The following is a 23,935-nucleotide window of genomic DNA, read 5'->3' as shown; positions in this document are numbered from 1 at the left end:
GTCAGCGAGTTCCGAACGGGCCGCCGGAGAGACTTTGCTGAAAGTTAGAAAATCTTACATTCCTGAGACAGCAAGCCGGAGAACTGGTCAAAATGTCATTGTATTTCAAATCCTTTGAATGGACGTGCTGTGTACGATCATGTATAATCGAGATGAGATATTATCATAAATTTTTCTATTTGACAGGAGGCGAGGGCAGTTGAAAGTAGCAGTGGCAGTGGATTCTTTGAAAGGAAGCCTGACTTCGGCGCAGGCAGGAAAAGCTGTTTTGGATGGCATTTTGAGGGTGTATCCGGAGGCAGATGTATGGGTCCGGCCCCTTGCGGACGGCGGAGAAGGTACAGTGGAAGCACTTGTCTGCGGAATGGGAGGCAGAAGGGAAAAGATCACGGTTACGGGACCTCTTGGACGTCCTGTGGAGTGCTGTTATGGAATTATAGAAAAGTCAGGTACGGCTGTCCTTGAGATGTCCGGTGCAGCAGGGATCACTCTGATTTCGGAAAAGGAGAGAAATCCGCTGTTTACAACAACCTATGGCGTAGGAGAAGTGATCAGGGATGCCATATCAAAGGGGTGCCGCCGGTTTATTGTGGGGATAGGAGGAAGTGCCACCAATGACGGCGGGATCGGTATGCTGCAGGCGTTGGGGTATGGATTTTTAAACGGCCGGGGAGAACAGGTTTCGCCGGGAGCCAAAGGGCTTTCAGAACTGGAATCCATTTCGGATGCCCGGGTTCTGCCGGAGTTAAAGGAATGTGAATTCCAAATAGCCTGTGACGTGACCAATCCTTTGTGCGGGGATCAGGGATGCAGTGCGGTGTTCGGGCCGCAGAAGGGGGCAGATCCCTCTATGATTAAAGCTATGGATCAATGGCTGAAGCATTATGCTGATCTGGCAGGGGAAACGTTTGTCAGGGCCGATCCTTCACAGCCGGGAACAGGGGCCGCCGGAGGGCTGGGATTTGCATTTCTCACATTTACAAATGCAGTTTTGGAATCAGGAATTACCATCGTCCTGAAAGAAACAGAACTGGAACAATATATCCGGAAGGCAGATCTGGTCATCACCGGAGAAGGACGGCTGGATGCCCAGACTGTAATGGGAAAAGCTCCGGCTGGAGTGGCAAAGCTGGCAAAAAAGTATGGAAAGCCTGTCGTTGCTTTTGCAGGGTGTGCAGCAGACGATGCCTCAGAATGCAACAGGCATGGAATTGATGCATTTTTCCCCATTTTAAGAGAGGCATCATCTATAGAGACAGCAATGGAGACTGAAAATGCAAAGAAAAATATGACGGCTGCAGTGGAGCAGGTCATGCGGCTGTGGAGGTGCAGAGAAAATCATGAAAGAAAATAAATATGACAGTGATAAATTTTTTAAGAAATACAGTGAGATGGACCGTTCAAAAAAAGGACTCAAAGGTGCAGGCGAATGGTCTGAGCTTCAGAAGGTGCTGCCCGATTTCTCAGGAAAAAGGGTGCTGGATCTGGGCTGCGGATACGGATGGCACTGTATGTATGCGGCTGAACACGGAGCAGAATCCGTTGTAGGTATCGATATATCTAAGAAAATGCTGGAGACAGCCAAAGAGAAAAACAGTCATGCAAAGATTGAGTACCGCCGCTGTGCTATGGAAGATTTAGAATTTCCAAAGGATTCTTTTGACGCAGTCATCAGTTCCCTGGCATTTCATTATGTGAAAGACTTTGAGGCTCTGGCAGAAAAGATCAGCCAATGGACAGTACCCGGCGGACAGTTTGTATTTTCGGCAGAACATCCGGTCTTTACTGCATATGGGACCCAGGACTGGTATTACGATAAAAATGGAGAGATTCTTCATTTTCCCGTAGACCGGTATTTTTATGAGGGAAAAAGGGATGCAGTCTTTCTCGGAGAACAGGTGGTAAAATACCACAGAACACTGACTGGATACCTGAATACACTGCTTTGCTGCGGCTTTGTGCTGCGGCATATTATAGAACCAAAGCCGACAGAGGAAATGATGGATCTTCCGGGTATGCAGGATGAGATGCGGCGTCCGATGATGCTGATCGTAGCCGCAGAAAAAGACAGCAGACAGTAAGTATCCATAACCATTGACAGGAGGGTATTGTATGAAAAAAGTAAAGATTACGGTATTAAAGACACTGTTTCATGAAGACTTAGCCAAAGAATACGGCGCAGAGGGGCTCACGGCCTGTCCGATGATGAAGGAAGGCCAGGTATTCTATGCGGACTACGCAAAGCCTGACGGGCTGTGTGATGAAGCCTGGAAAGCCATTTACCAGTATGTGTTTGCCTTATCGCATGGTGCCGGGGAGGGCCTGTTTTATTACGGCGACTGGATCAGGAAGCCCGGTGTGGCTGTTGTAAGCTGCAACGACGGACTGCGGCCTGTCATATTTAAATTGGAGGCAACAAAAGAAGAATCAGAATTAGATTACGAACCGGTACGTTAGGGGGATCAGGATGCTGGAAGAGGATATAAGAAGAGCGGATGAGGAGGAAGAGCCGCTGGTACAGAAAAACTACGAGGGAGAAGTCTTGTGTCCGGACAGCTCCATAAAGATTGAACTGGATCATGTTACTTTTAAAAAATGCAGGTTTACGGCCTGTGATTTCAGCGGTTCTATGTTTTATCATGTGAAATTTTTGAACTGTGACTTTTCCAACTGCAGATTTCAGTCCTGCTATTTTAAAGACACGGAAATATTGGGATGCAAGGGGGACGGAGGGGACTTCAGCCAGAGTACATTCCGCAGAACCCTGATTGAGGAAGGATGTTACCACTATGCAAACTATGAGGGGACACTCTGGGACAGCTGCAGGCTCAGAGGATGCGATTTTTGTGAAGCATTTTTGGCGGAAGTAAAGTTTAAAAAAGTAAAGTTTGAGAAAGTCAATCTGTCCAAAACAGACTTTTTTAAGACAAAGCTGGATGGCATTGACCTGTCTGACAGCAATATTGAGGGGATAATGATATCAGACAGCTTTCGGGAGCTGTACGGACTGAAAATCAGCCCGTGGCAGGCTATGGATCTTGTGCGGTTTTTAGGCGTCAAAATTATCTGATTTTTGTTACAAAGCAATTAGGCATCCGTCATAAATCATGATATACTTATTTATGACAAAGTTCACCTTATTTAGGAAAGGAAAAAGATATGCTTGACCATTTCAGAGACACGCAGAAACTTCAGGAGATTCTGCGCCAGGCCCAGACAGGGCTTTGGGTAATTGAATTAGATGATGGCCAAGAGCCGAGAATGTACGCCGACAGCTCTATGCTCGGGCTGCTGGGGTTTGAATCGGAGCCTGCGCCGGAACAATGCTATCAGGAATGGTATGACCGCATTGAGGATGATTATTATCCGATCATTGAGTCCGGAGTGGAAAAAATGATAAAGGATGAACAGGCAGAAGTACAGTATCCCTGGGAACATCCAAAATGGGGACGTATTTATGTACGCTGCGGGGGAGTCCGGGACTGGAATTATAAACAGGGAGTGCGCCTGAGGGGGTATCACCAGAATATCACCAACACAGTTATGCTCAAACAGGAGTATGATGCGGTGATTCAGTCCCTCAGTGACAGCTATACCGGCATTTTTCTGTGCAATGTGCAGGACAGGACGTATAAGACGATTAAGACATCAGACTCTTTCCGGCTTTTTACACAGATGTTTTCAGACTATGAAGAGTTTTTCTGCTGTTATGCTGCCAATGAGGCGTCATACAGGTATGAGAAGACGATTTCCAATATTGTGAAAAGCCATTACATAAAAGAACGGATTCTTGAAGGAGAGACACAGATTGAAGAATTTTACCGCAGCAGAACCGGAGACTGGAAAAGAATTAAAATTGTGCCGTCAGCAGGTTATTCTGAGGAATTTCCGTGGGTGATCGTGGCTTTTGATGAGCAGGATAAGGAGATGGAGGCCAGGATCAACGCAAGGACTGCTCAGGTTGCGGTATCCCAGATCTATCAGCTGGTCATCAGTGCGGATCTGAGGAAATCAGAGTACAGCTGTATCCATGGGTCAGAAGACCTGATTTGTCTTGAAAGCCATGGGACATTCGGGGATTTCCAGAGCAGGATGAAGCAGAAGATGCCTCTGGAAGACAGGGAACTGCTGGATCAGATTTTTGATAAGCAGAGTTACCGGAAAAAAAGTTATCTGGAAGGAGTACTGAGAGTTGCTGATGACGGGGGGAATCTTCATTACTATGATTATTATTCTGCGTGCATCCAGCAGAACCGGGAAGAGCATATCCTGCTGACTCTCCGCTGTATTGATGACAAGAGGGAGTCGCAGCTGAGAGAAAATGTGCTGTCCAATCTATGTGAGTGTTATTATTCTATTTATTTGTTTGATTTGGAAAATGACATAGAAGAGGCCATCTGGCAGGAAGCTGATATTTACAGGCGCAGAGAGTTTCCAAAAGGAAGTCTCAGCCTGTATTACGAAAAGTTTATATGTGAGCACGTTTATGAGGAAGATCAGGAAAAGATGCGCAGAGCAGGGAATCCTGATTTTCTCAGGCGGACTCTTTCGGCGGATCAGCCGGTCTATGATGTGGATTTTCGGAGAGTTTATCCGGACCGGATCAGCTGGGTGCGTTCCCGCTTCAGTATTGGGGAAATGCGGGACGGGACGGTAACCAAGGTCGTTTTTGCCAATATGAATATCAATGAACAGAAGATGGTGGAAATGGAAGAAGAGAAACAGAAAAAGCTCTATTTCGAATCAAGAAATATCATCAAGGGGCTTTCCTCCTTCTATCACTCTGTTTTTTATGTAGATCTCACTGAAGGCACATTTCAGTCTTTCCGAATCAGAAAAGATCTGGAGGATTATCTGAAGGGCAGCGACAGTTATCATATGCTCAAATCAGCCTATATGGCTTTGATTCATGAAAAAGAGAAGGAGAAGTTTGCCCGGGAGCTTTCCATTGAGTCCATTCAGAAAAGGGTAGGTGCAGGGGAGACGATCTATGCCCAGGAATTCAGAAGAAATTATGACGGATGCTATGGATGGATGCGGATGCATGTGATTCTGGCGGAAAGCAGGAATGGAGTGCCGGTGAAGGTGATCCTGGCTGCCCACAGTGTGGAAGAGGAAAAGGAGCAGGAGGAACGGAACAAAAAGGCATTGCTGGCAGCTTATGAGGCCGCTAAAAATGCAAATGAAGCAAAAAGCAGTTTTCTCGCTCAGATGTCACATGACATACGGACTCCCATGAATGCAATCATTGGAATGTCTTCGATTGCCGCATCCAGGATCGGTGAACCGGAGAAGGTAAAAGACTGTCTTGAAAAAATTGATATGTCAAGCAGGCATCTGCTGGACCTGATCGATGAGATCCTGGATATGTCAAAGATTGAGAAAGGCAAGATTGAACTGACGGAAGGGCCGTTCTGCATGAGGGAACTGATCACGGACATCAACTCCATTACCCGTCCTGAGGCTTTGAAAAAAGAACATGAACTGCTGTTTAAAACAAAAGATCTTGTTCACGTAAATCTGGAAGGAGATGCGGGAAGGCTTCGCCAGGTTCTGATCAATCTTATCACAAATGCTGTCAAGTACACTTCGGAAGGCGGCAGGATCACTGTCACGGTACAGGAAGTCTCAGGACGCTTTCCGGGACATGCCAGCTTTGTTTTTACAGTGGAGGACAACGGAATCGGTATGGATGAAGAGTTCCTGAGTTATATCTTTGTACCGTTTTCCAGAGCTGATGATTCCAAAGCCCGCAATGTACAGGGAACGGGACTTGGCATGTCGATTGCCCACGGAATCGTCTCCGCCATGAACGGAAATATTCAGGTGGAGAGTAAAAAGGGTGAAGGAAGCCGTTTTATCGTGACACTGAATCTTAAGATTGCTGATCCGGATCAGGTCGTGGAACACAGAATGTCAGGCCTTGATTCCTACGGGGATACACAGGAGGGGGTACGGACCCTGGAAAAACTGAAAGGAAAACAGCTCCTTTTGGTGGAAGACAATGAGCTGAATATGGAAATTGCAGAGACGATCCTGACGGAGGCAGGGTTTCTTGTGGATAAGGCTGAGAACGGCAGACAGGCTTTGGAAATGTTTACGGACTCTGAACCCGGATATTATCATGCGGTGCTGATGGATCTGCAGATGCCGGTTATGGACGGATACACAGCCTCAAAAGAAATCAGGAGAAGCAGTCATCCCCAGTCTGGGACAATACCGATTATTGCACTGACAGCCAATGCGTTTGCAGAGGACATGGCAAAGGCGCTGGCGGCCGGAATGAATGACCATGTATCAAAACCGATTGATTACGGACTGCTGATCAAGGTTTTGGAAAAGAATATGAAGCTATGAAAGCAGAGGAACGAAATGAAAGATCAAATACTTTTAATCAATGATATGGCCGGATACGGCAAGGTGGCATTGTCTGCCATGCTTCCGGTGATGACCCATGCAGGGCTGAATCTGTACAGCCTTCCCACGGCTCTTGTATCTAATACTCTGGATTACGGAAGGTTTGAGATCTTAGAGACGACTGATTATATGAGGCAGACATTAAATGTCTGGGAAGAGCTGAACTTTTCCTTTGATGCTGTCTGTACAGGATTTATTGTCTCAGAAGAGCAGGGAAAGCTGATCTGCGGATACTTAAGGGAGCAGAAAAAGAGAGGAACCTGGATCTTTGCAGATCCCATCATGGGGGATGAAGGAAAGCTTTATAACGGCATCGACAGCAGAACCATAGGGTATATGAGAGATCTCTGTTCTCTGGCTGACGTGATCGTGCCCAATCTGACAGAAGCGGCATTTTTGGCTGATATTTATCAGGAAAAGGAAGTTGTGTCGGACCAGGAGGCAGAAGAACTGCTTAAAAGGCTGCGCATGCTCGGAGCAAAATCTGTGGTCATCACAAGTGTAAAGACAAAACACGGGGATTTTGTGTTTGTCTATGATGATAAGACAGAGACGGTCTCAAAGATTCCGTTTGAATGTGTTCCTGTCCGTTTCCCGGGAACCGGGGACATTTTCTCTGCGATTCTTGTAAGCCAGGTGCTGAACCAGATCCCTCTTGAGAAGGCTGTGAAAAGAGCCATGTCCGCAGTGAGGCAGCTGATCCTTTTAAACAAAGATACCGCGGATAAGTTCAAGGGGATCCCTATCGAGAAAAATCTGGAGGTGCTGAATTTTGAGTCGTCCCAAGATTAACATTACACTGATTGACAGAAAAGGAAATAAAGGCTGCCACCGGGGCCACAGCATCGGAGACAGTTTTGATTTTGATACGGAGAGGGGCAGTCTCTGTCCCATGGCCATGCATGTGGCTTTTCCGTATGTTGACATTTTGAGGTACGGAGGATCCATCCCGGGACAGCCTGAGAAAACGGCAGTATTCTGCTGTCCGGATGCAGATACGATCAATGTATTTAAAGCAGAAGTAATCAGTGAGGAATAAAAAGGAGCGGTTAATTTGCAGAAGTTAGCCGCTCCTTTTACAGTATCTGAAAGAAACCGGGTATCTTCCTGGTGCCCAGGCAACTTTTTTGTGCGTACTTTACGTTTGGAGATTGCAGGCTTATGATAATTTCAGGATTGATTTTAGAACAGGAGGATAAACAGATGACAGCAAAAGACTGCCTTGCACTATTAAGAAAAATAAAAGATGCGGCGTTTGCCACAGTAGATGAACATGGCCGTCCCCGGGTACGTATTATCGATGTTATGCTTGTGGAGGAAGAAAAGCTGTATTTTTGTACTGCAAGAGGGAAAGACTTTTACCGACAGCTGACAGCAGAGAAATATACAGCGGTTACCGGCATGAACAGGGAGTATCAGATGATCCGTCTGTCCGGGCCGGTAAAAAGACTGACAGACCAAACGATGTGGATTGACAGGATCTTTGATGAGAATCCTTCCATGAAGGAGCTTTATCCTGAGAAAAAGCGTTATATTCTGGAAGCTTTCTGTATAGAGGACGCACAGCTGGAATTTTTTGACCTGGGCAGAAATCCTGTTTACAGAGAGCAGTTTGCCATAGGAACGATGACAAAAGAGGACAAAGGTTTCTGCATCACGGATTCCTGCACAGGCTGCGGGGCATGTAAAGAAGCGTGTCCTTCGCAGTGCATCAGGGAAGGTGAGCCGTTTGAGATACAGGCAGAACACTGCCTGCACTGCGGGCTGTGTGAAGAACAGTGTCCTGCAGGGGCAATTCAAAGGAAGGAAGGATAATCTATGCTGCAGCAAATGTGGACTGTACTTACACAACGAAGAGGGTTTTTCCTGAGTCTGGCTTTGGAACATTTGGAGATTTCGCTGATTGCGATTTTTATTGCCATACTTTTCGGAGGGATCGTAGGCATTCTGATCAGTGAGTATCAGAGGTATGCCAAGCCGGCGCTGGGACTGATTAATTTTCTTTATACAATTCCGTCTATTTCCATGCTGGGATTTTTGATTCCGTTCTCCGGCATCGGAAATGCCACAGCGGTGATTGCACTGACGGTTTATGCGCTGCTTCCGATGGTCAGAAATACCCATACAGGAATGAGCCACATAGATGAAGGAATCCTGGAAGCGGCCAAAGGGATGGGAAGCACCAGGGCGCAGATCTTATTTAAGATCAAACTGCCTCTTGCCATGCCGGTTATTATGTCAGGGATCAGAAATATGGTGACCATGACCATTGCCCTTACCGGTATTGCATCCTTTATAGGGGCAGGAGGCCTGGGAGTGGCCATATACAGGGGAATCACCACAAATAATCCGGCCATGACCATGGCAGGCAGCCTTTTGATTGCTCTTTTGGCACTGGTTATGGATCTCATTCTGGGATTTGCAGAAAGGCGGATGAAGACCAGAGATAAAAGAGCAAAGAAGACAAACAGAATTTTGCTGCTCCTGGTCCTTGCAGCTTTGGTCTCCATGACGGCTGTATCTTTGTTCGGTCAGAGGAAAAAAGATACCGTACACATCGCCACAAAGCCTATGACAGAGCAGTATGTGCTGGGTGAGATGCTGAGTATTCTCATCGAGCAGGATACAGGCCTGAAGGCAGAATTGACCCAGGGTGTGGGAGGCGGTACATCCAACATTCAGCCGGCCATGGAAAAAGGAGAATTTGATATCTATCCGGAGTACACAGGGACCGGATGGAATATGGTGCTGAAAAAAAGCGGTGTATATACGGAAGATATGTTTCCCCAGCTGAAGAGCGGCTATAATGACAAATGCCGTATGCAGTGGCTTGGAATGTATGGATTTAACAACACATACGGTCTGGCGGTGCGGCGGGAGATTGCTGAAAAATATCATTTGAAGACGAATTCAGACTTAAAGGCTGTGTCATCACAGCTGACGTTCGGGGCTGAATACGACTTTTTTGAGCGGGAGGACGGTTACGATGCTCTCTGCAAGACTTACGGAATGAAGTTTAAAAAGACGGTGGATATGGATATCGGCCTGAAATATAAGGCTATGGCACAGAAGAAGATTGATGTCATGATTATTTTTACTACAGACGGCCAGCTGAGTGTATCTGACGTGACGGTCTTAAAAGATGACAAGAACTTTTATCCTTCTTATTCCTGCGGGAATGTAGTAAGAAACGATGTGCTGAAGGAGCATCCGGAGCTGAAAGAAGTGTTTCAAAAACTGGATGGGATTCTGTCTGACGATGTGATGGCAAAGATCAACTATGAAGTAGAGACAAAAGAAAAAGAGCCGAAAGAAGCGGCAAAAGATTTCCTTAAGAGCAAAGGGCTGTTAAAGTGAGGAGGGCCATATGGACGCAGCAATTCAATTCAGTCAAATAAAAAAAGTGTATGGGGAAAAGATGGTTATAGAAGGGTTTGACCTCACAGTACAGCGGGGCGAGTTTGTGACCGTTATAGGATCCTCAGGCTGCGGCAAGACCACGGTTTTAAAAATGGTAAACGGTCTTGTGGTACCGGACGGAGGCAGGATCTTTGTAGAGGGGCGGGATATCTCTGAGCTGGATATGATCAGCCTCAGAAGGAATATCGGCTATGCAATCCAGGGAAGTGTCCTGTTCCCGCATATGACTGTGGAACAGAACATTTCTTATGTTCCCGACCTGCTCAACAAAAAGGATAAGGAGCGCACAAAAAAAGCGGTGGAAAAGTGGATGGGCATTGTGGGCCTCGATGAGGATATGAAGGAGAGGTATCCGGCGGAACTTTCCGGCGGGCAGCAGCAGAGGGTGGGAATCGCAAGAGCCTTGGCTGCATCACCTGATATTCTTTTGATGGATGAGCCGTTCGGAGCGGTGGATGAGATTACCAGGAGCCAGCTGCAGACGGAGCTTAAGCAGATTTATGAAAAAACGGGGATTACTGTGATGTTTGTTACCCACGATATTTCTGAGGCCCTGAAGCTGGGTACAAAAGTGCTGGTTATGGACAAAGGAAAGATCCAGCAGTATGCAGAGCCGGGAGAACTTTTGAGGGCTCCGGCCACTGATTTTGTGGGCAGGCTGGTGGAAAAAGAGAGGAGAGTGTGTACTCTTCCGGACAGCCGGCTGGCCGACTGCGGACACAGCGGAGCTGCGGGCCGGATCCTGTGAGAAGATTCCTACGCTGTCAACAGGGCATTCCCGGGCAAGCATAACGTTTCAGAATCCTCTAAACTTATTTTATCAAAGAAAGATCAAGGAGGAAAAAATTATGTACGCATGGGAAGCGGTCCAGGCGACACTGGATTATATTGAGGAACACTGCGCAGAAGAAGTGACGGTGGATGCATTGGCAGCAGAAGCACATTTGTCCAAGTATTACTACCAGAGGCTGTTTTTCCGTCTGGTCCGTAAAAATGTCTGTGAATATCTCAGGCTGAGACGTCTTGCTAAGGCGGCAAAGGAACTGAGGAAACCGGGACGGACGATTCTTGATGTGGCCCTGGACTGTGGATTTTTAAGCCACAGCAGCCTGACCAGGGCTTTCCGGGAGACCTATGGTGTCACTCCGGATGAATACCGCAGGAATGATATAACGCTGGATATTTTTGTAAAGCCAGACCTGAGGTTGAACCACACACTGGCAGAAACCGGGGTTCCTCTGGCAGTGGACCAGATGGTTCTGGAAATCCGGGAGCAGAGACTGGAGCAGGATATTATATTTACCGGAAAGAGCAGGATGGCATCGGTGAAAGAACTGGGTGAACCAAAGATCAATCTGCTGACTGAATTATGGAAACAGCTGCCGGAAGACCAAAACAGCAGCAGGGAACATGCGGATATTTTGACGCCGGGTGAAGATCCGGAGTATTTTGATTATTTTGTCGGTACAGAAAAGCCCGAAGGTGCCCAGGGACCGGAAACAAGAACTATGCCTGAGGGAAACTATATTGTCTGTACTTATGAGGCAGAGGATTTTGAGTCTCTGGTATCAGAGGCATTGTATAAGGCCAGCCGGTATTTATATGATGTCTGGCTTCCAAGCAAAGGCATGGTGCCGGAACCGATTCTGGTCCAGAAGTATTTCAGGCCGATGCAGGATGACTGTTATATTGAGCTGTGGGCGAAGATCATGGAATGATAAAGAGAGATTCTGAATTTCTAATTCAGAATCTCTCTTTTATTACATAGGAAAGTTCTCCCAACATGTAGTTTTCAACGCTTTCTCACTGCCGTATCCTGGAAGCAGAAGTAGTCCGGGCGGTGTCTGGACTGGGTATACTCAAACATGACTCCGTCCGCATTGAAGGTCTGGCTGGTAATGACGGCCAGACAGTGGTAATCTCCCAATTCCATATATTTCTCATCAATCTGGGTGCTGCGCTCCACCGTCATTTTCCGTTTGCTTGTGACGATCTGCATGCCCAGTTCTTTTTCAATATAGTCATAGACAGAATGTTCTGCAATTTCCTTGGTGAGTCCGGGAACCGCTGATTTCAGAAACATGTTTACATCCAGAATCAGAGCCTTTCCATCCAGATACCGGATCCGCTGAATATAGTAAAGCTCACTCCCCTCTAAAAAGCCCGTTTTTTTGGAGATTCTTTCATCAGAAACAAGCTCTGTAAAAAGCACAGCCTTGGTAGAGGCATTTCTGTGGTTGCGGACCGCAGACTCTTTAAAGGATTCAATTCCTCCGATGGTGAAAGAAGTCTGATCCACCGGCTGATAGATAACGCGGACTCCTTTTCCGTGCAGTGACTGCACATAACCTGAATCGGCCAGGAGCTTCACTGCCCGCCGGACGGTGTTGCGGGAGCAGCTGTAGATATCTACCATAGCATTTTCTGACGGAAGCAGCTCCTGATAAGCGTACTGCTGTGTTTCTATTTTTTCTTTTAAATCTTTGAAAATAGACTCAAACTTTGATTTTGGCATGACAATCCCCCTGCTTGTTTAAACATCTAACACTATTATAGACAATCCCTGCGGTATGTCAAACGAGAAAAATGGAAAATACCATTGACTTGTTTAAACAAGTGTGGTATAAATAAAACATGGAACTTGTTTAAACAAGTATGAATTGTAGGAGGAAAGGAAATGGGTAAGTATTCACAGGATGCAGAAGAGCTTCTCCGGCTGGTGGGAGGAAAGTCCAATATAGCGGCTGTCACCCACTGTGTGACACGTATGAGATTTGTACTGAATGACCCGGAAAAAGCGGACATAACAAACATCGAGGCTATGAAAACGGTGAAAGGAACTTTTACGCAGGCAGGGCAGTTCCAAGTCATCATCGGAAACACGGTCTCAGAGTTTTATAAGGATTTTACTGAGGAAGCAGGAATTGAAGGGGTATCCAAAGACTCAGTGAAACAGGCGGCCAGGAAAAACCAGAATCTGCTTCAGAGAGGCGTGGCCGTGGTGGCAGAGATCTTTGCACCGCTGATCCCGGCCATCATTGTGGGAGGTTTGATTCTTGGGTTCAGAAACTGCATTGACAGTATGTATCTGTTTGAAAACGGCACGAAGACCCTCTGTGATATCAGTCAGTTCTGGAAAGGAATTGACAGTTTTCTCTGGCTGATCGGCGAAGCGGTATTTCATATGCTTCCTGTGGGTATCTGCTGGTCTGTTACAAAGAAGATGGGGACAACGCAGATGCTTGGTATTGTCCTCGGTTTAACTCTTGTGTCCGGGCAGCTTTTGAATGCATACTCTGTGGCCACAACTGCAGCAGCAGATATTCCTTTTTGGGATTTTGGGTTTTTCAGGGTAGATATGATCGGATATCAGGCACAGGTTCTTCCTGCGATTCTTGCGGCCCTGACCCTGGTTTATCTGGAACGGTTTTTCAGAAAGATCACGCCGCAGGTCGTATCGATGATTGTTGTCCCGTTCTTCAGTCTGGTACTCTCTGTAATTGCAGCCCATTTTATTCTCGGACCGATCGGATGGAAAATAGGATCTGCCATTTCAAGCGTTGTATATGCAGGGATCACAGGCTCCTTTAAAGTTGTTTTTGGTGCAGTTTTTGGATTCGTCTATGCACCGCTTGTGATCACCGGGCTGCACCATATGACCAATGCCATTGATCTGCAGCTGATTGCAGATTATAAGGGGACGATGCTGTGGCCTATGATCGCCCTGTCCAATATTGCACAGGGATCTGCTGTTCTGGCAATGTGTTTCCTTCAGAGAAAGAAAGCAGATGCCCAGGAGGTCAATGTTCCGGCGTGTGTATCCTGTTATTTGGGTGTCACGGAACCTGCCATTTTCGGTGTCAATCTGAAATATGTATTTCCGTTTGTATGCGGGATGATCGGATCCTCCTGTGCTGCGGTTATCAGTGTGGCCACCGGTACAGCAGCAAATGCTATCGGGGTGGGAGGAATTCCGGGTATTTTATCCATCAAACCGGCTTCTATGATTTCCTTTGCAGCAGGCATGGCGGCGGCAGTTGTGATACCTTTTATTCTGACTGTTATTGTGGGAAAGAAAAAAGGAATCGGGAAGGAAATGCCATCAGATTTAAAGGCCTTTGTAAGCGGAGAAGTTATTCCTCTTAAAGATGTGAAGGACGGCGTTTTTTCAGAGGGAGTTATGGGAGAGGGACTGGCGGTCCTTCCGGAGGAAGAGATTGTATATGCACCGGCAGCAGGCAGGATATCTGTTTTAATGGAAGAGTCCAGGCATGCCTGCGGTATTTCTCTGGAAAACGGCATGGAGATTCTGATTCATATTGGAATTGATACCGTTGCTATGGGAGGTGACGGCTTTGAATATATGGCTGCTCAGGGTGAGCAGGTGAAAGCCGGGCAGCCCCTGATCAGATTTGACCGGGAGAAGATCAAAAAGGCAGGATACTCTGATGCAGTTATCTGTGTAATGCCGGAACAGGGGAATACAAAAAAACTGGAGATCTATACAGGAATGAAGGCAAAAGCCGGAGAGACAGTGATTGTTTCATATGAAAATACAGGAGGGACTGAAAATGACTGAGTTTAAGGATAAGGTGATCTACCAGATTTATCTGAAATCTTTTAAAGATTCCAACAATGACGGATTCGGAGACTTAAAAGGAGTCACAGAAAAGCTGGATTACCTGCAGGAACTGGGAACGGATATTATCTGGCTGACCCCATTCTTTACTTCTCCGCAAAATGACAACGGTTATGATATTTCAGATTATTACAGTATTGATCCGCTGTTCGGGTCTATGAAAGACTTAGAGGAGCTTATAAGGGAAGCAGGACAAAGGGGCATCAGCCTGATGTTTGATATGGTGTTTAATCACACATCCACCGACCATGAGTGGTTTCGCCGGGCGGCTTCAGGAGATCCGGAATACATGGATTATTATATATTCAAAGATGGAGAACCGGATATGCCGCCTGCCAACTGGATTTCCAAATTCGGAGGCCCTGCATGGGAATACCTTCCGGAATTAAAAAAATGGTATCTCCATCTGTTTGATAAAACCCAGGCTGACCTGAATTGGAACAATCCTAAGGTGCGGGATGAGTTAAAGAATGTGATCCGTTTTTGGAAGGACAAAGGGATTAAAGGATTCCGGTTTGATGTAGTGAATTTAATCTCTAAACCGGAGATTTTTGAAAATGATCTGCAGGGAGACGGGCGCAGGTTTTATACAGACGGTCCTCATGTACACGAGTTTTTAAAGGAACTGGTGAGGGATACCGGCATTGAGGATATGGTTACTGTGGGCGAAATGTCCTCAACCGATATTGAGAACTGCATCAGATACTCGAAGCCGGAGGAGAAAGAGCTGTCCATGTGTTTTAACTTCCACCATCTAAAGATTGATTATAAGGACGGAAATAAGTGGGAACTTATGGAGCCGGACCTTTTGAAACTGAAACAGCTTTTGGAAGACTGGCAGCTGAGCATGCAGGAGCATGACGGATGGAATGCTGTGTTCTGGTGCAACCATGACCAGCCCCGGATTGTTTCCAGATTGGGAGATGACAGAAAGTATTGGAAAGAGTCTGCTAAAATGCTTGCTTCCTGTATTCATCTGCTCCGGGGGACCCCTTATATTTACCAGGGAGAAGAGATCGGCATGACAAATCCGGGATATCAGGAAATCGGACAGTATCGGGATGTGGAAAGCCTGAACTACTATCAGATCATGAGAGAACAGGGAAAAACAGAACAGGAGGCGCTGGAAGTCTTAAGTGCAAGATCCCGGGATAACAGCAGAACACCTATGCAGTGGTCCGATAAAAAGTATGCCGGATTTTCCAAATGTGAACCGTGGATCTCTGTTCCGGAAAATTTTTATAAGATTAATGCAGAGGCAGAAAGAAAAGCCCCGGATTCTGTGTATAACTTTTACCGGAAATTAATCCGGCTGCGGAAGGAAAGGCCTGTAATTGCAGATGGGAGGATCGAATTCCTTTTCAGAGAAAATCCGGATGTGATTGCCTACAAACGTTATAACGAAAGGGAAGAAATTTTTGCCTTTCACAATCTGACAGATAAAGAAATTCTTCTGCCCATAGAAAACAGAGCTGATGGGTATCGGCTTGTTCTTGGAAACTATTCAGAGCCCTCTATAGGAGAGGAAGGTTTGAAACTGAGGCCATATGAAACAGCAGCAATAGAAAAATGATCCTGTTTATAAGAAAAGGGACCCGCACGAAGTTTATTCGTTTGAGGTCCCTTTTCAGCATCCTGAATCAGAGACAGAAGGAACAGCATTTTTTCCATATGGCATAGAGGTTCAGATCTGCATGTATGCCGGGAACGGGCATACCCGGCAGATAGGAAATGCCGCTGCCGCAGGGATCTGTATTCCAGCCCAGAAAGCGGTATCCTTTTCTTACCGGACGCTGTCTGGATATGAGGAAACTGCTGCCTTCTTCCACAGTTACCGGCCATGGAATACAGTGGGCCACCGGACGGCAGGACTCATTTCCATGATAAGTGGCTGTATAAAAACTTACTGCTTCCCAGCGGGCATACAGAGTAAGATCTCCTGTGCTTCCCTGGGAGATTACGGTGATGCGGCTGCCGCCGGAAGATGCATCAAACCATCCCAGGAAACGATAGCCGGAAACCGGGCCAGGTGCACTTAAGTGGATATCCGGGGTATTTACCGTATAAAATACCGGATTTGTATTCTGTGCTCCCATTAGATTCTCATACCGGATGGCATAATTCACAGGTGCCAGAAGAACCTGGGTGCTGTCTTCGCTGAGGCGGATTTCCCATCCGCCGAAACCGGCAGGAGGTTTCCGGAAAGCATCAGCGTCCTCCTTCGTGAGCAGCGGATAGGAAGCTGTGGCTTCTCCTATAACGATAGGCACATTTTGGGTGTTTGGAGCCACGTACCCGGAGTTTTCCAGCTGTATGACGGAGCCGGGTGTTAAAATTGCCTGTATCCTCACAACAGCGGACCGGTTATCCAGATAAACTCCGTTGGAGATTTTCCGGTCTCCCTGGACATTCAGAGATCCTTCGTTATAGATATCCTGGCCATAGGAAGAAGCGGTATTTGGATTCACTGTTCCGATCAGGCAGGAATCCGAAATTGCTGTACTGGAGGAGGATGCATTATAGATGCCGCCTCCTGCGGCAGCGTGATTGGCATAGACTGAGCCGGAAGAAAGCAAAAGCGTGCCGCTCAGGTCAGTATAAAATCCGCCCCCGTATTCTGCCTGATTTTGATACACACTGCCGCCGGCCAGCGAAAATATACTGCCGCCATGATTCCATACACCGCCTCCGTATTCAGAAGAGCGGTTGTCATGGATACTGCCGCCTGTCATGGAGACACTGGTCTTTTCAGCGGCACTTACACCGCCTCCATAGCCAAGAGCGCTGTTGTAGGCGATTTCAGTATCATCCTGAATGGTCAGTCTGCCGGGTACAGCGCAGATTCCGCCGCCGTGATTTCCAAAAGTGCTGGATGTTTCATCCGCCCGATTATAGGTGATTTTCGTCTGTCCGGTGAGAAAGAGGGAACCGCTGTCACTGTTAAAATAAATTCCTCCGCCGTTTCCCATCTGTGTTCTGTTTTGAGTTACAGACGTAGATCCGGCAAGGGTCAGGGTATCATGGCTTCCGCCGTTCCAAATGCCGCCGCCGCTGTTTTTAAGGGCCGTGTTTGCAGAAATTATGCAGTCTGTCAGCACTGTGTCCAATGTCCCGGCGCTGGAGCCGATACGGAGACCGCCGCCTTCCTGGCCTGCGCTGTTTTCTGAGACAGTGGTACCGGTCATCACTATGTGAGCGGAAGTGTCTTCTGATAGATTTGCATAGTACATGCCGCCGCCGTAAGTATCAGCCGTATTGCCGTTTACGGTACTCCTGTGAAAATCCAAGGCTGCAGTGCCGGAACTGCTCACAAGAAGTCCGCCGCCGCTGTCAGAGGCCAGGTTGCCTCTGACGGTGGTTTCATCCGCCTTGAAATGCAGGGTTCCGGAACCGCCTGCAAGATATATGCCGCCGCCGGCGGCAGATGCCTGGTTTTTGACAAGCTGAACGTTGTTAAACGAAACATCTGTCATGGCCTGGCCGGACTGATTCTGTATCCAGAGTCCTCCGCCGGAACCGGATCTTTCGTTGACAGCACTGTTATTTTCAAGCTTTGCCCCTGTAACTGTGACGGAAGCATCAGTATTGGCTAACAGATAGACTCCCCCTCCGGTGCCTCCGGAATTTCCGGATACAGATGCACTGCGGATGTCCAGTGTGCCACTTCCAAGAGGAATGGTCATGAAAATGCCTCCGCCGCTTTGGAGAGCTGTATTTTTTGCCACAGAACTGTTTTCTGTTATATTCAGACGGTCACCTGCATTGGAAGCATAATAGTAAATACCGCCGCCGCTGCCCGCCTGATTTTCTGAAATCAAACAGCTGCCGGACAGAGTCAGGATGGATGAAACGGTGCCGCCGTTTCTGAATCCGGAAAAGCAGATGCCGCCTCCGGTGCCTGAAGCTTTGTTGTTGGCAATATGGGCTTTACCGTCTATGGAAAGCAGGGAAGGCACACCCTCTGCATAGGAACGGCAGAAGATGCCTCCGCCGTTGACTGCAGTGCTGCCTTTAATGAGAGCCTGGCCTGTGACGGTGCAGCTGTCCTGTGGATTTACGGAATTTATCATAATGCCCCCGCCGTTTGAGACAGAATAACATCCAAGGATCTGTGCAGTGCCGTCCATGAGAAGAGTATTTGGCGTGGATGTGCTGCTTGTAAGGTTAACGGCCCCTCCCTGGGATGCAGAATTGTTATTTTGAAGAATGGATCCTGCGGCAAGGTGGAGGGAGCCCCCTGTAACATAAACCAGAGAGCGGTTGGATGTATTGCCCTCATCATGAGCTGATTTGTCTCCGTCTATGATAATATTCTGAAAGGTCAGAGAGCCGCCGCCGCTGATCCGGAAAAGATAGCTGGAATAAGAAGCATCCTTTGTGAGAGTAAAAATATTGTCTGGCGTAAGGCTTTCTATGGTTACCTCATAGGTTATGCTGATCTGAGAAGCTATGGAAAAGCCGGCGGCTATCTGTATAAGATCATCCTTTGCACTGAGTGCATTTTGGAGTTCCCGCTGTGTTGAAACCTGCGTCATTGCGTCCACCCGAAAATCGTTCTGTTATAATATATGCCGGAACTGGTGCAAATGTGATTTTTCAATCTGACAGAAAGCGGTTGCTTTTGGATGCGGCTTCGTGTACAATATAGACAGATGCTGGACATGTCCAAAATTCTTACGGTATCTATTTAAAAGTGGTGACAGGATATAAATAGTGAAATTATCACATAAGATGATAAAACAATGGATATGTCCATAAAAGCGGAGCAGATATGCCCCTGTGGTTCTTTGAGAAAACAAAAGGAGGAAGTCTTTATGAACGGTAATTTATTTGGTGTTGTGTTGTTGTTTTTAGCTATGGCTGCTGTGAGCAGGCTGATGGCGCTGCCTCAGATCCACAGGCTGAATAAGCAGCTTGCAGAGATCAAAAAGTCGGGACCCGTTTCCAGCGTAGGGCTGGCACGCCACTGGAGGGGTAACCGTGCTTATGTTTTAGTCACAGATAAGGAAGGGAACATTATGTGCGGCTATCAGACCGGCGGAAATACAGTTTTCTCAGGATTTCAGGAGGATCCTGATCTGAAGGAGAGGAATTATAGAGAGATCATGGACAATCTGTCCAAAAAGAAAAAGCTTACAAGGCTGGAACAGGCAAAACAGATGGCAGCGGAGTACTTAGAAATCGGGCTTAGTGAGCAATAGTTACGGAACTGTTAAAAAAGCGGGAAGGAATTCATTGAAGAAGAATTCCTTCCCGCTTTTTTAACGGTAAGACTGGAGTTCCAGCAGGTATTTCTTTGGATTTTTATGAGAGACTGTATATTCAAACGGCCGTCCGTCTGACAAATAGGTCACCATCTCAATTTTGATAACAGGTTCTCCGTCTTTAAGATCCAAGGATACGGCAATGTCCTTCGGAGGGATTACAGCACTGATTGTTTCTTCTGCCATTGAAATCTTCATGCCGTTTGATTCCATAAAGCTGAAGATGGAATCTGCCAGAACTTCACAGGTGATGCCTTTGACGGCAAACGGTGCGTAATAGGAATTGTCGTAGATAATCGGATCACCGTTTTTACAGCGGAGGCGGACGAGGTAATATACCGGATCACCTGTATGCATCTTCAATTTTTCAGCTACCTTTTCTGTTGCATGTGTAATCTCAAAAGAAAGCAGACGTGTTGAGGGAACATCACCTGTGGTCCGGAGATCCTCCGGGAAACTTTTAAGCTTATTCAGTGATTTGCGCAGGCGCCGGTCAGAGACAAAGGAGCCTTGCCGGGGGACCCGGTAGATAATCCCGCTGCTCTCCAGTTCTGACAGCGCTTTCTGAATGGTAGGACGGGAAAAACCGAACTCTCCGATCAGGTCCCGCTCAGAGGGAAGTCTGTCATTGGGAGACATTTTATCGATTTTTTCCATAATACAGTGTTTGACTGACATAAATTTTCTATCCATTTAAGATCCTCCTCAAAAGGATGATAAGATATTCTGATATAAAGGATTATATGGACATGACCAGAATAGATTGGACTGTCCAAAGAATCAGTTGAAACATAGTATAGCATTATTCTGATTTAAGGTCAAGGAAAGAAAAGGATAAATATGGATTTTGATAAAATGGCTAAAATACAAGATATAATCTGAAATAAACCATACAATGCAAAAAATAATTATAAAAAATTTTAAAGAAAGATATTGCTTTATCTGGACATGTGTAGTACAATCTACTTGTGGACAGGTCCAAGAAACATATTATCAAAGATTAAAAGAAAAGGAGTACATCATTATGAAGGTTATTGTGACAAAGAACTATAACGAATCTTGCAGAACAGCAGCGGAAGAAATCATCAAACAGGTAAAGAAAGATCCGGAATCAAAGCTGGGACTTGCAACCGGCGGCACAGCAGAAAATGTTTACCCGGTTTTAGTAGAAGCCTATAAGGAGGGGAAAGTTGATTTTTCAGGAATCTCAACTGTTAATTTAGATGAATATATCGGCATGGATCCCACAAGCCCTCAGAGTTACCGCAAATGTATGGACAGCTGGTTTTTTGATCAGGTAGAGATTGACAAGGAGAGAACTTATTGTCCTTCAGGGATGAACAAACCAGAGGATGAGATCAAACTTTTTAATGAAAAGCTGTACGCAGACAAGATGGTAGATTTACAGCTGCTCGGTGTGGGAGTCAGCGGTCATATCGGTTTTAATGAGCCGGGGGAAAGTCTCACTGCAGGAGTACATATTGAAAGTTTAGATGAGAGCACAATTAAAGCCAATTCACGTTTCTTTGATTCACCTGACGATGTGCCGCGCGAATCTATTACCATGGGTATCGGCGATATTATGAAGGCAAAGAAGATAGTTATGATCGTGACAGGAGAAAATAAAGTACCGGTTATGAAAGAACTGCTCACAAACGATAATGTCACCTGTAAAGTACCGGCTACCATGCTGAAAATGCACAGAGATGTGACGGTCGTGATTGATGAAGAGCTTGCGGCTGCGGCTGGATACCAGGCATAAAACAAAAACCGGTTCCGTCAGAAGCCTTTGGGGAGGCCTCGGCGGGAACCGGCTTTCAGGATACAGTGTCTTTAGGACAGGCACTGTACAGAACATGATATGTACACAGTAATACAAATCTTATATCTAAAATTACTGTAACACATATCATGGCCGCATTCAACAGGTTTTTAAAGGAGGAATACGAAAATGATGTTTCCGCATGTTGGAGACCGGTTTCACTTGGTTTACGGCAGAAATCTGCTGCCGGAACTGACAGAAGGTCTTAAAAACTATCTGGTTGTAGCCGATGGATTTGTGTATGAGAAATATAAGGATCAATTAAAGAATGACCATAAAGCTTATATTGTAAAAAACGTGGAAGTCACCACACTGGAAGAAGACGTAAAAGAATATGAAGGTGTGGACGCGGTCATTGCAATGGGAGGCGGCATGGCCATCGATGCCGGCAAGTGGATGGCAGAGCACCTGGGAAAGAAAATCCACAGCGTCCCGACGGTGCTGTCCGTAAACGCTGCATTTTGTTATAAATCTGCCATGAGAGTCAACAGTGTTGTCACCTATATGGGACGGATCTTTCCGGAAGCGATTTATATTGATTTTGACATTATCCAGGGGGCGCCAAAGTACTTAAATATTTCAGGAGCAGGAGATCTGCTGGCCTGCCTGACGGCTTCCTACGACTGGAGACTGAACAGCATGGTGACCAAAAGCCACGCCTATTCTCAGGAAATCTGTGACGGTGCACAGTATCTTCTGGGTATGCTGTCTGAAAATATTGACAATATCCGCGAAGTCAATGACGACGGCATTTATTTTATGTGTGAAGCATTCCGGTGGGTCGCTGAACACAGTGCAAAGATGAACCATACCATGTGGGAAAGTGCCAGTGAGCATGCTTTCTTCGACAATATGGAATATGTATGCAGGAAGCCGTTTCTGCATGGACAGATCATCGGCCTTACGGTTTATTTTATGTCACTTTTCCAGGAAAACCAGCATGAACGGGCTCTCATGATGCTTAAGCGCCTGGGAATCGATGTTACACTGAAAGGTCTGGATATCACAGAGGAACAGCTGAGGACCGGACTGCTGACGCTTCGTGAATTCACCGAGCGGGAAGGGCTGCGCTATACAATCATCAACGCAAAACCGATCACAGAAGAATGGGTTGACATGGCAGTTGCAAAATATAAAAAAGACTTTAATATCACTTAGAAAGAATTGGACTGTGTGCAGGCTTTACATACTTAGATTGCCAGAACATTTTTGAAATCCTGCAAACCACTGGATGAAAAGATATTGATTCTTTGGAACTATCCGGAGAACGGAACAAATGCAGGGGCATCGGCTCTCTGCATAAAGCAAAAGGAGGAAAATATATGCTTTTACAAATCGGATCAGTGGCAAATGAGACAGCGTTCCAGCTTCCTGGGATTATCACCGCATTTGTCGCCGTTGCAAAAGGTCTGACAGGATTCTTTAAAGCGGCAGGAACCACTTTTATTGACAACATGTACAGCATCCTTCCAATGGCATTGATTGCACTGACTGTTCTGAATGCGATCGTAAGCCTGGTAGGGGAAGAACGTTTCGACAAATTTGCACAAAAGCTGACTGGAAATTTCTTTACCCGTTATACGGTGCTTCCGTATTTGGGAAATTTCTTTGTTGGAAGCCCTATTGTATTTACATTCGGGCGCTATTTAAAAGAGAAATACAAGGCGGCTTTTTTTGAGGTCGCAAACCGTACGAATATGGCTCCGATGATGTGTCTGTTCCCTCATGTAAACCCGGCAGAAATGTATGTGTGGCTCGGTGTATATGAAGGTGTAGTAAAAATGTACGGAACACAGGCCGGAGGGCTGCTGGCAGTATGCACATTCCTGGTAGGAGTCTGTACATCTTCCCTGATCGGACTGACCATTGAGACTGTCAATGGCATTATGGCGAAACGCCAGGGCATTGACTGGGACGAGATTGAATCCCGGAAACACGGGGAAGCTTGTTAAGAAGAACGCTGACAATATGAAATGTATCATCTATTTAGGAGGTTTGTAGTTATGGCAAAGGCTATTGTATCAAAAGGCGGCGGAGGGTTCGGAACTCCGCTGGAAATCACTGCAGAAGGCAAAAGAACAAAAATTGTATGTATGACGGGTGCGGGAATCCACCCGCTGGCTGAAAAAATAGCAGAAATCATCGGAGGAGAGGCAGTTGACGGCTTCCGCAAGCCGGTTCCGGATGCTGAGACAGCATGTGTGATCGTAAACTGCGGGGGAAGTTTACGGCTTGGGATGTTCCCGAAAAAAGGGCTTAAGACCATTAACCTGAATCCAACAGGTCCCAGCGGTCCTTTCGGTGCATTCTGCAAAGAGGGGCTTTATGTGTCCGGCTCTACTGTAAAAAACGTTGCGGCAGAGGATTAACCAG

At 46.5% G+C, this 23,935-nt stretch carries 21 protein-coding genes; 18 read left to right on the top strand and 3 right to left on the bottom strand.

Going from position 1 to position 23,935, the window contains the following annotated elements:
• Nucleotides 1-199: 199 nt before the first annotated feature.
• The 11 genes from KH180_RS15140 to KH180_RS15090 all read left to right on the top strand — a co-directional run bounded on the left by KH180_RS15140 (nucleotide 200) and on the right by KH180_RS15090 (nucleotide 11,555).
• Nucleotides 200-1,354, top strand: coding sequence for a glycerate kinase family protein (locus KH180_RS15140; RefSeq protein WP_290761771.1), 1,155 nt, complete (start codon nucleotides 200-202; stop codon nucleotides 1,352-1,354).
• Entirely contained in the window at nucleotides 1,341-2,081 is a 741-nt protein-coding gene (locus KH180_RS15135; protein WP_290761770.1) for a class I SAM-dependent methyltransferase, read from the top strand. Before KH180_RS15140 ends, KH180_RS15135 begins: the two co-directional genes overlap by 14 nt.
• 31 nt (nucleotides 2,082-2,112) lie before the next feature.
• On the top strand, nucleotides 2,113-2,457 hold the full coding sequence (locus KH180_RS15130; protein WP_290761768.1) for a TIGR04076 family protein: 345 nt from the start codon (nucleotides 2,113-2,115) through the stop codon (nucleotides 2,455-2,457).
• 10 nt (nucleotides 2,458-2,467) lie between these two features.
• Entirely contained in the window at nucleotides 2,468-3,070 is a 603-nt protein-coding gene (locus tag KH180_RS15125) for a pentapeptide repeat-containing protein (protein WP_290761766.1), read from the top strand.
• A gap of 89 nt (nucleotides 3,071-3,159) precedes the next feature.
• A complete protein-coding gene (locus KH180_RS15120) occupies nucleotides 3,160-6,357 on the top strand; it encodes a hybrid sensor histidine kinase/response regulator (RefSeq protein WP_290761764.1) in 3,198 nt (1,065 codons plus the stop codon).
• 15 nt (nucleotides 6,358-6,372) lie between these two features.
• Complete coding sequence (locus KH180_RS15115; protein ID WP_290761762.1) at nucleotides 6,373-7,209, top strand: pyridoxamine kinase; 837 nt, start codon at nucleotides 6,373-6,375, stop codon at nucleotides 7,207-7,209.
• Nucleotides 7,190-7,456, top strand: coding sequence for a TIGR04076 family protein (locus tag KH180_RS15110; RefSeq protein ID WP_290761760.1), 267 nt, complete (start codon nucleotides 7,190-7,192; stop codon nucleotides 7,454-7,456). The genes KH180_RS15115 and KH180_RS15110 overlap by 20 nt, the downstream gene beginning before the upstream one ends.
• A gap of 122 nt (nucleotides 7,457-7,578) precedes the next feature.
• Complete coding sequence (locus tag KH180_RS15105; RefSeq protein ID WP_290761756.1) at nucleotides 7,579-8,232, top strand: 4Fe-4S binding protein; 654 nt, start codon at nucleotides 7,579-7,581, stop codon at nucleotides 8,230-8,232.
• A 3-nt stretch (nucleotides 8,233-8,235) separates the two neighbouring features.
• Nucleotides 8,236-9,774 carry an ABC transporter permease/substrate-binding protein gene (locus tag KH180_RS15100; RefSeq protein ID WP_290761755.1) on the top strand — a complete coding sequence of 513 codons (1,539 nt, stop codon included), beginning with the start codon at nucleotides 8,236-8,238 and terminating at the stop codon, nucleotides 9,772-9,774.
• Nucleotides 9,775-9,784: 10 nt separating this feature from the next.
• The gene (locus KH180_RS15095) at nucleotides 9,785-10,585 is read left to right on the top strand and encodes an ATP-binding cassette domain-containing protein (RefSeq protein WP_290761753.1); all 801 of its coding nucleotides are present in this window, start codon (nucleotides 9,785-9,787) and stop codon (nucleotides 10,583-10,585) included.
• Between the two features lie 100 nt (nucleotides 10,586-10,685).
• Entirely contained in the window at nucleotides 10,686-11,555 is an 870-nt protein-coding gene (locus KH180_RS15090; RefSeq protein WP_290761751.1) for a helix-turn-helix domain-containing protein, read from the top strand.
• 74 nt (nucleotides 11,556-11,629) lie between these two features.
• Here KH180_RS15090 and treR read toward each other — a convergent pair whose 3' ends face one another.
• Nucleotides 11,630-12,352, bottom strand: coding sequence for a trehalose operon repressor (gene treR / locus KH180_RS15085; protein WP_290761749.1), 723 nt, complete (start codon nucleotides 12,350-12,352; stop codon nucleotides 11,630-11,632).
• A gap of 162 nt (nucleotides 12,353-12,514) precedes the next feature.
• On the opposite strand from treR, the gene treP reads away from it, so the two are divergent.
• Nucleotides 12,515-14,416 carry a PTS system trehalose-specific EIIBC component gene (treP, locus tag KH180_RS15080; protein WP_290761746.1) on the top strand — a complete coding sequence of 634 codons (1,902 nt, stop codon included), beginning with the start codon at nucleotides 12,515-12,517 and terminating at the stop codon, nucleotides 14,414-14,416.
• Nucleotides 14,409-16,049, top strand: a complete 1,641-nt coding sequence (gene treC, locus KH180_RS15075) for an alpha,alpha-phosphotrehalase (RefSeq protein WP_290761743.1) — start codon at nucleotides 14,409-14,411, stop codon at nucleotides 16,047-16,049. Before treP ends, treC begins: the two co-directional genes overlap by 8 nt.
• A 67-nt stretch (nucleotides 16,050-16,116) precedes the next feature.
• Here treC and KH180_RS15070 read toward each other — a convergent pair whose 3' ends face one another.
• A complete protein-coding gene (locus tag KH180_RS15070; protein ID WP_290761741.1) occupies nucleotides 16,117-19,011 on the bottom strand; it encodes an InlB B-repeat-containing protein in 2,895 nt (964 codons plus the stop codon).
• A 279-nt stretch (nucleotides 19,012-19,290) separates the two neighbouring features.
• On the opposite strand from KH180_RS15070, the gene KH180_RS15065 reads away from it, so the two are divergent.
• A complete protein-coding gene (locus KH180_RS15065) occupies nucleotides 19,291-19,677 on the top strand; it encodes a transcriptional regulator GutM (RefSeq protein ID WP_290761740.1) in 387 nt (128 codons plus the stop codon).
• 60 nt (nucleotides 19,678-19,737) lie between these two features.
• Here KH180_RS15065 and KH180_RS15060 read toward each other — a convergent pair whose 3' ends face one another.
• Complete coding sequence (locus KH180_RS15060) at nucleotides 19,738-20,433, bottom strand: GntR family transcriptional regulator (protein ID WP_290761738.1); 696 nt, start codon at nucleotides 20,431-20,433, stop codon at nucleotides 19,738-19,740.
• A gap of 331 nt (nucleotides 20,434-20,764) precedes the next feature.
• Between KH180_RS15060 and KH180_RS15055 the strand changes: the two genes are divergently transcribed.
• The 4 genes from KH180_RS15055 (at nucleotide 20,765) to KH180_RS15040 (ending at nucleotide 23,931) form a co-directional block, all read left to right on the top strand.
• Entirely contained in the window at nucleotides 20,765-21,502 is a 738-nt protein-coding gene (locus KH180_RS15055; protein ID WP_290761736.1) for a glucosamine-6-phosphate deaminase, read from the top strand.
• A 189-nt stretch (nucleotides 21,503-21,691) separates the two neighbouring features.
• Entirely contained in the window at nucleotides 21,692-22,720 is a 1,029-nt protein-coding gene (locus tag KH180_RS15050) for an iron-containing alcohol dehydrogenase (RefSeq protein WP_290761734.1), read from the top strand.
• A 164-nt stretch (nucleotides 22,721-22,884) separates the two neighbouring features.
• A complete protein-coding gene (gene srlA / locus KH180_RS15045; RefSeq protein WP_290761732.1) occupies nucleotides 22,885-23,514 on the top strand; it encodes a PTS glucitol/sorbitol transporter subunit IIC in 630 nt (209 codons plus the stop codon).
• A gap of 51 nt (nucleotides 23,515-23,565) precedes the next feature.
• On the top strand, nucleotides 23,566-23,931 hold the full coding sequence (locus KH180_RS15040; RefSeq protein ID WP_290761730.1) for a PTS sorbitol transporter: 366 nt from the start codon (nucleotides 23,566-23,568) through the stop codon (nucleotides 23,929-23,931).
• Nucleotides 23,932-23,935 lie beyond the last annotated feature (4 nt).

It is taken from the genome of Anaerostipes sp. (assembly GCF_018381315.1).
Classification (GTDB): domain Bacteria; phylum Bacillota; class Clostridia; order Lachnospirales; family Lachnospiraceae; genus Anaerostipes.
The sequence above is the reverse complement of the archived record's forward strand: the minus strand, read 5'-3'. Positions and strand labels throughout refer to the sequence as shown.

Coding starts and splice junctions, on each gene's coding strand:
- KH180_RS15040 (WP_290761730.1), top strand. CDS start 23,566: ATGGCAAAGGCTATTGTATCAAAAGGCGGCGGAGGGTTCGGAACTCCG.
- treP (WP_290761746.1), top strand. CDS start 12,515: ATGGGTAAGTATTCACAGGATGCAGAAGAGCTTCTCCGGCTGGTGGGA.
- KH180_RS15060 (WP_290761738.1), bottom strand. CDS start 20,433: ATGGATAGAAAATTTATGTCAGTCAAACACTGTATTATGGAAAAAATC.
- KH180_RS15065 (WP_290761740.1), top strand. CDS start 19,291: ATGAACGGTAATTTATTTGGTGTTGTGTTGTTGTTTTTAGCTATGGCT.
- KH180_RS15070 (WP_290761741.1), bottom strand. CDS start 19,011: ATGACGCAGGTTTCAACACAGCGGGAACTCCAAAATGCACTCAGTGCA.
- KH180_RS15135 (WP_290761770.1), top strand. CDS start 1,341: ATGAAAGAAAATAAATATGACAGTGATAAATTTTTTAAGAAATACAGT.
- treC (WP_290761743.1), top strand. CDS start 14,409: ATGACTGAGTTTAAGGATAAGGTGATCTACCAGATTTATCTGAAATCT.
- KH180_RS15055 (WP_290761736.1), top strand. CDS start 20,765: ATGAAGGTTATTGTGACAAAGAACTATAACGAATCTTGCAGAACAGCA.
- treR (WP_290761749.1), bottom strand. CDS start 12,352: ATGCCAAAATCAAAGTTTGAGTCTATTTTCAAAGATTTAAAAGAAAAA.
- KH180_RS15115 (WP_290761762.1), top strand. CDS start 6,373: ATGAAAGATCAAATACTTTTAATCAATGATATGGCCGGATACGGCAAG.
- KH180_RS15105 (WP_290761756.1), top strand. CDS start 7,579: ATGATAATTTCAGGATTGATTTTAGAACAGGAGGATAAACAGATGACA.
- srlA (WP_290761732.1), top strand. CDS start 22,885: ATGCTTTTACAAATCGGATCAGTGGCAAATGAGACAGCGTTCCAGCTT.
- KH180_RS15125 (WP_290761766.1), top strand. CDS start 2,468: ATGCTGGAAGAGGATATAAGAAGAGCGGATGAGGAGGAAGAGCCGCTG.
- KH180_RS15100 (WP_290761755.1), top strand. CDS start 8,236: ATGCTGCAGCAAATGTGGACTGTACTTACACAACGAAGAGGGTTTTTC.
- KH180_RS15130 (WP_290761768.1), top strand. CDS start 2,113: ATGAAAAAAGTAAAGATTACGGTATTAAAGACACTGTTTCATGAAGAC.
- KH180_RS15120 (WP_290761764.1), top strand. CDS start 3,160: ATGCTTGACCATTTCAGAGACACGCAGAAACTTCAGGAGATTCTGCGC.
- KH180_RS15095 (WP_290761753.1), top strand. CDS start 9,785: ATGGACGCAGCAATTCAATTCAGTCAAATAAAAAAAGTGTATGGGGAA.
- KH180_RS15090 (WP_290761751.1), top strand. CDS start 10,686: ATGTACGCATGGGAAGCGGTCCAGGCGACACTGGATTATATTGAGGAA.
- KH180_RS15050 (WP_290761734.1), top strand. CDS start 21,692: ATGATGTTTCCGCATGTTGGAGACCGGTTTCACTTGGTTTACGGCAGA.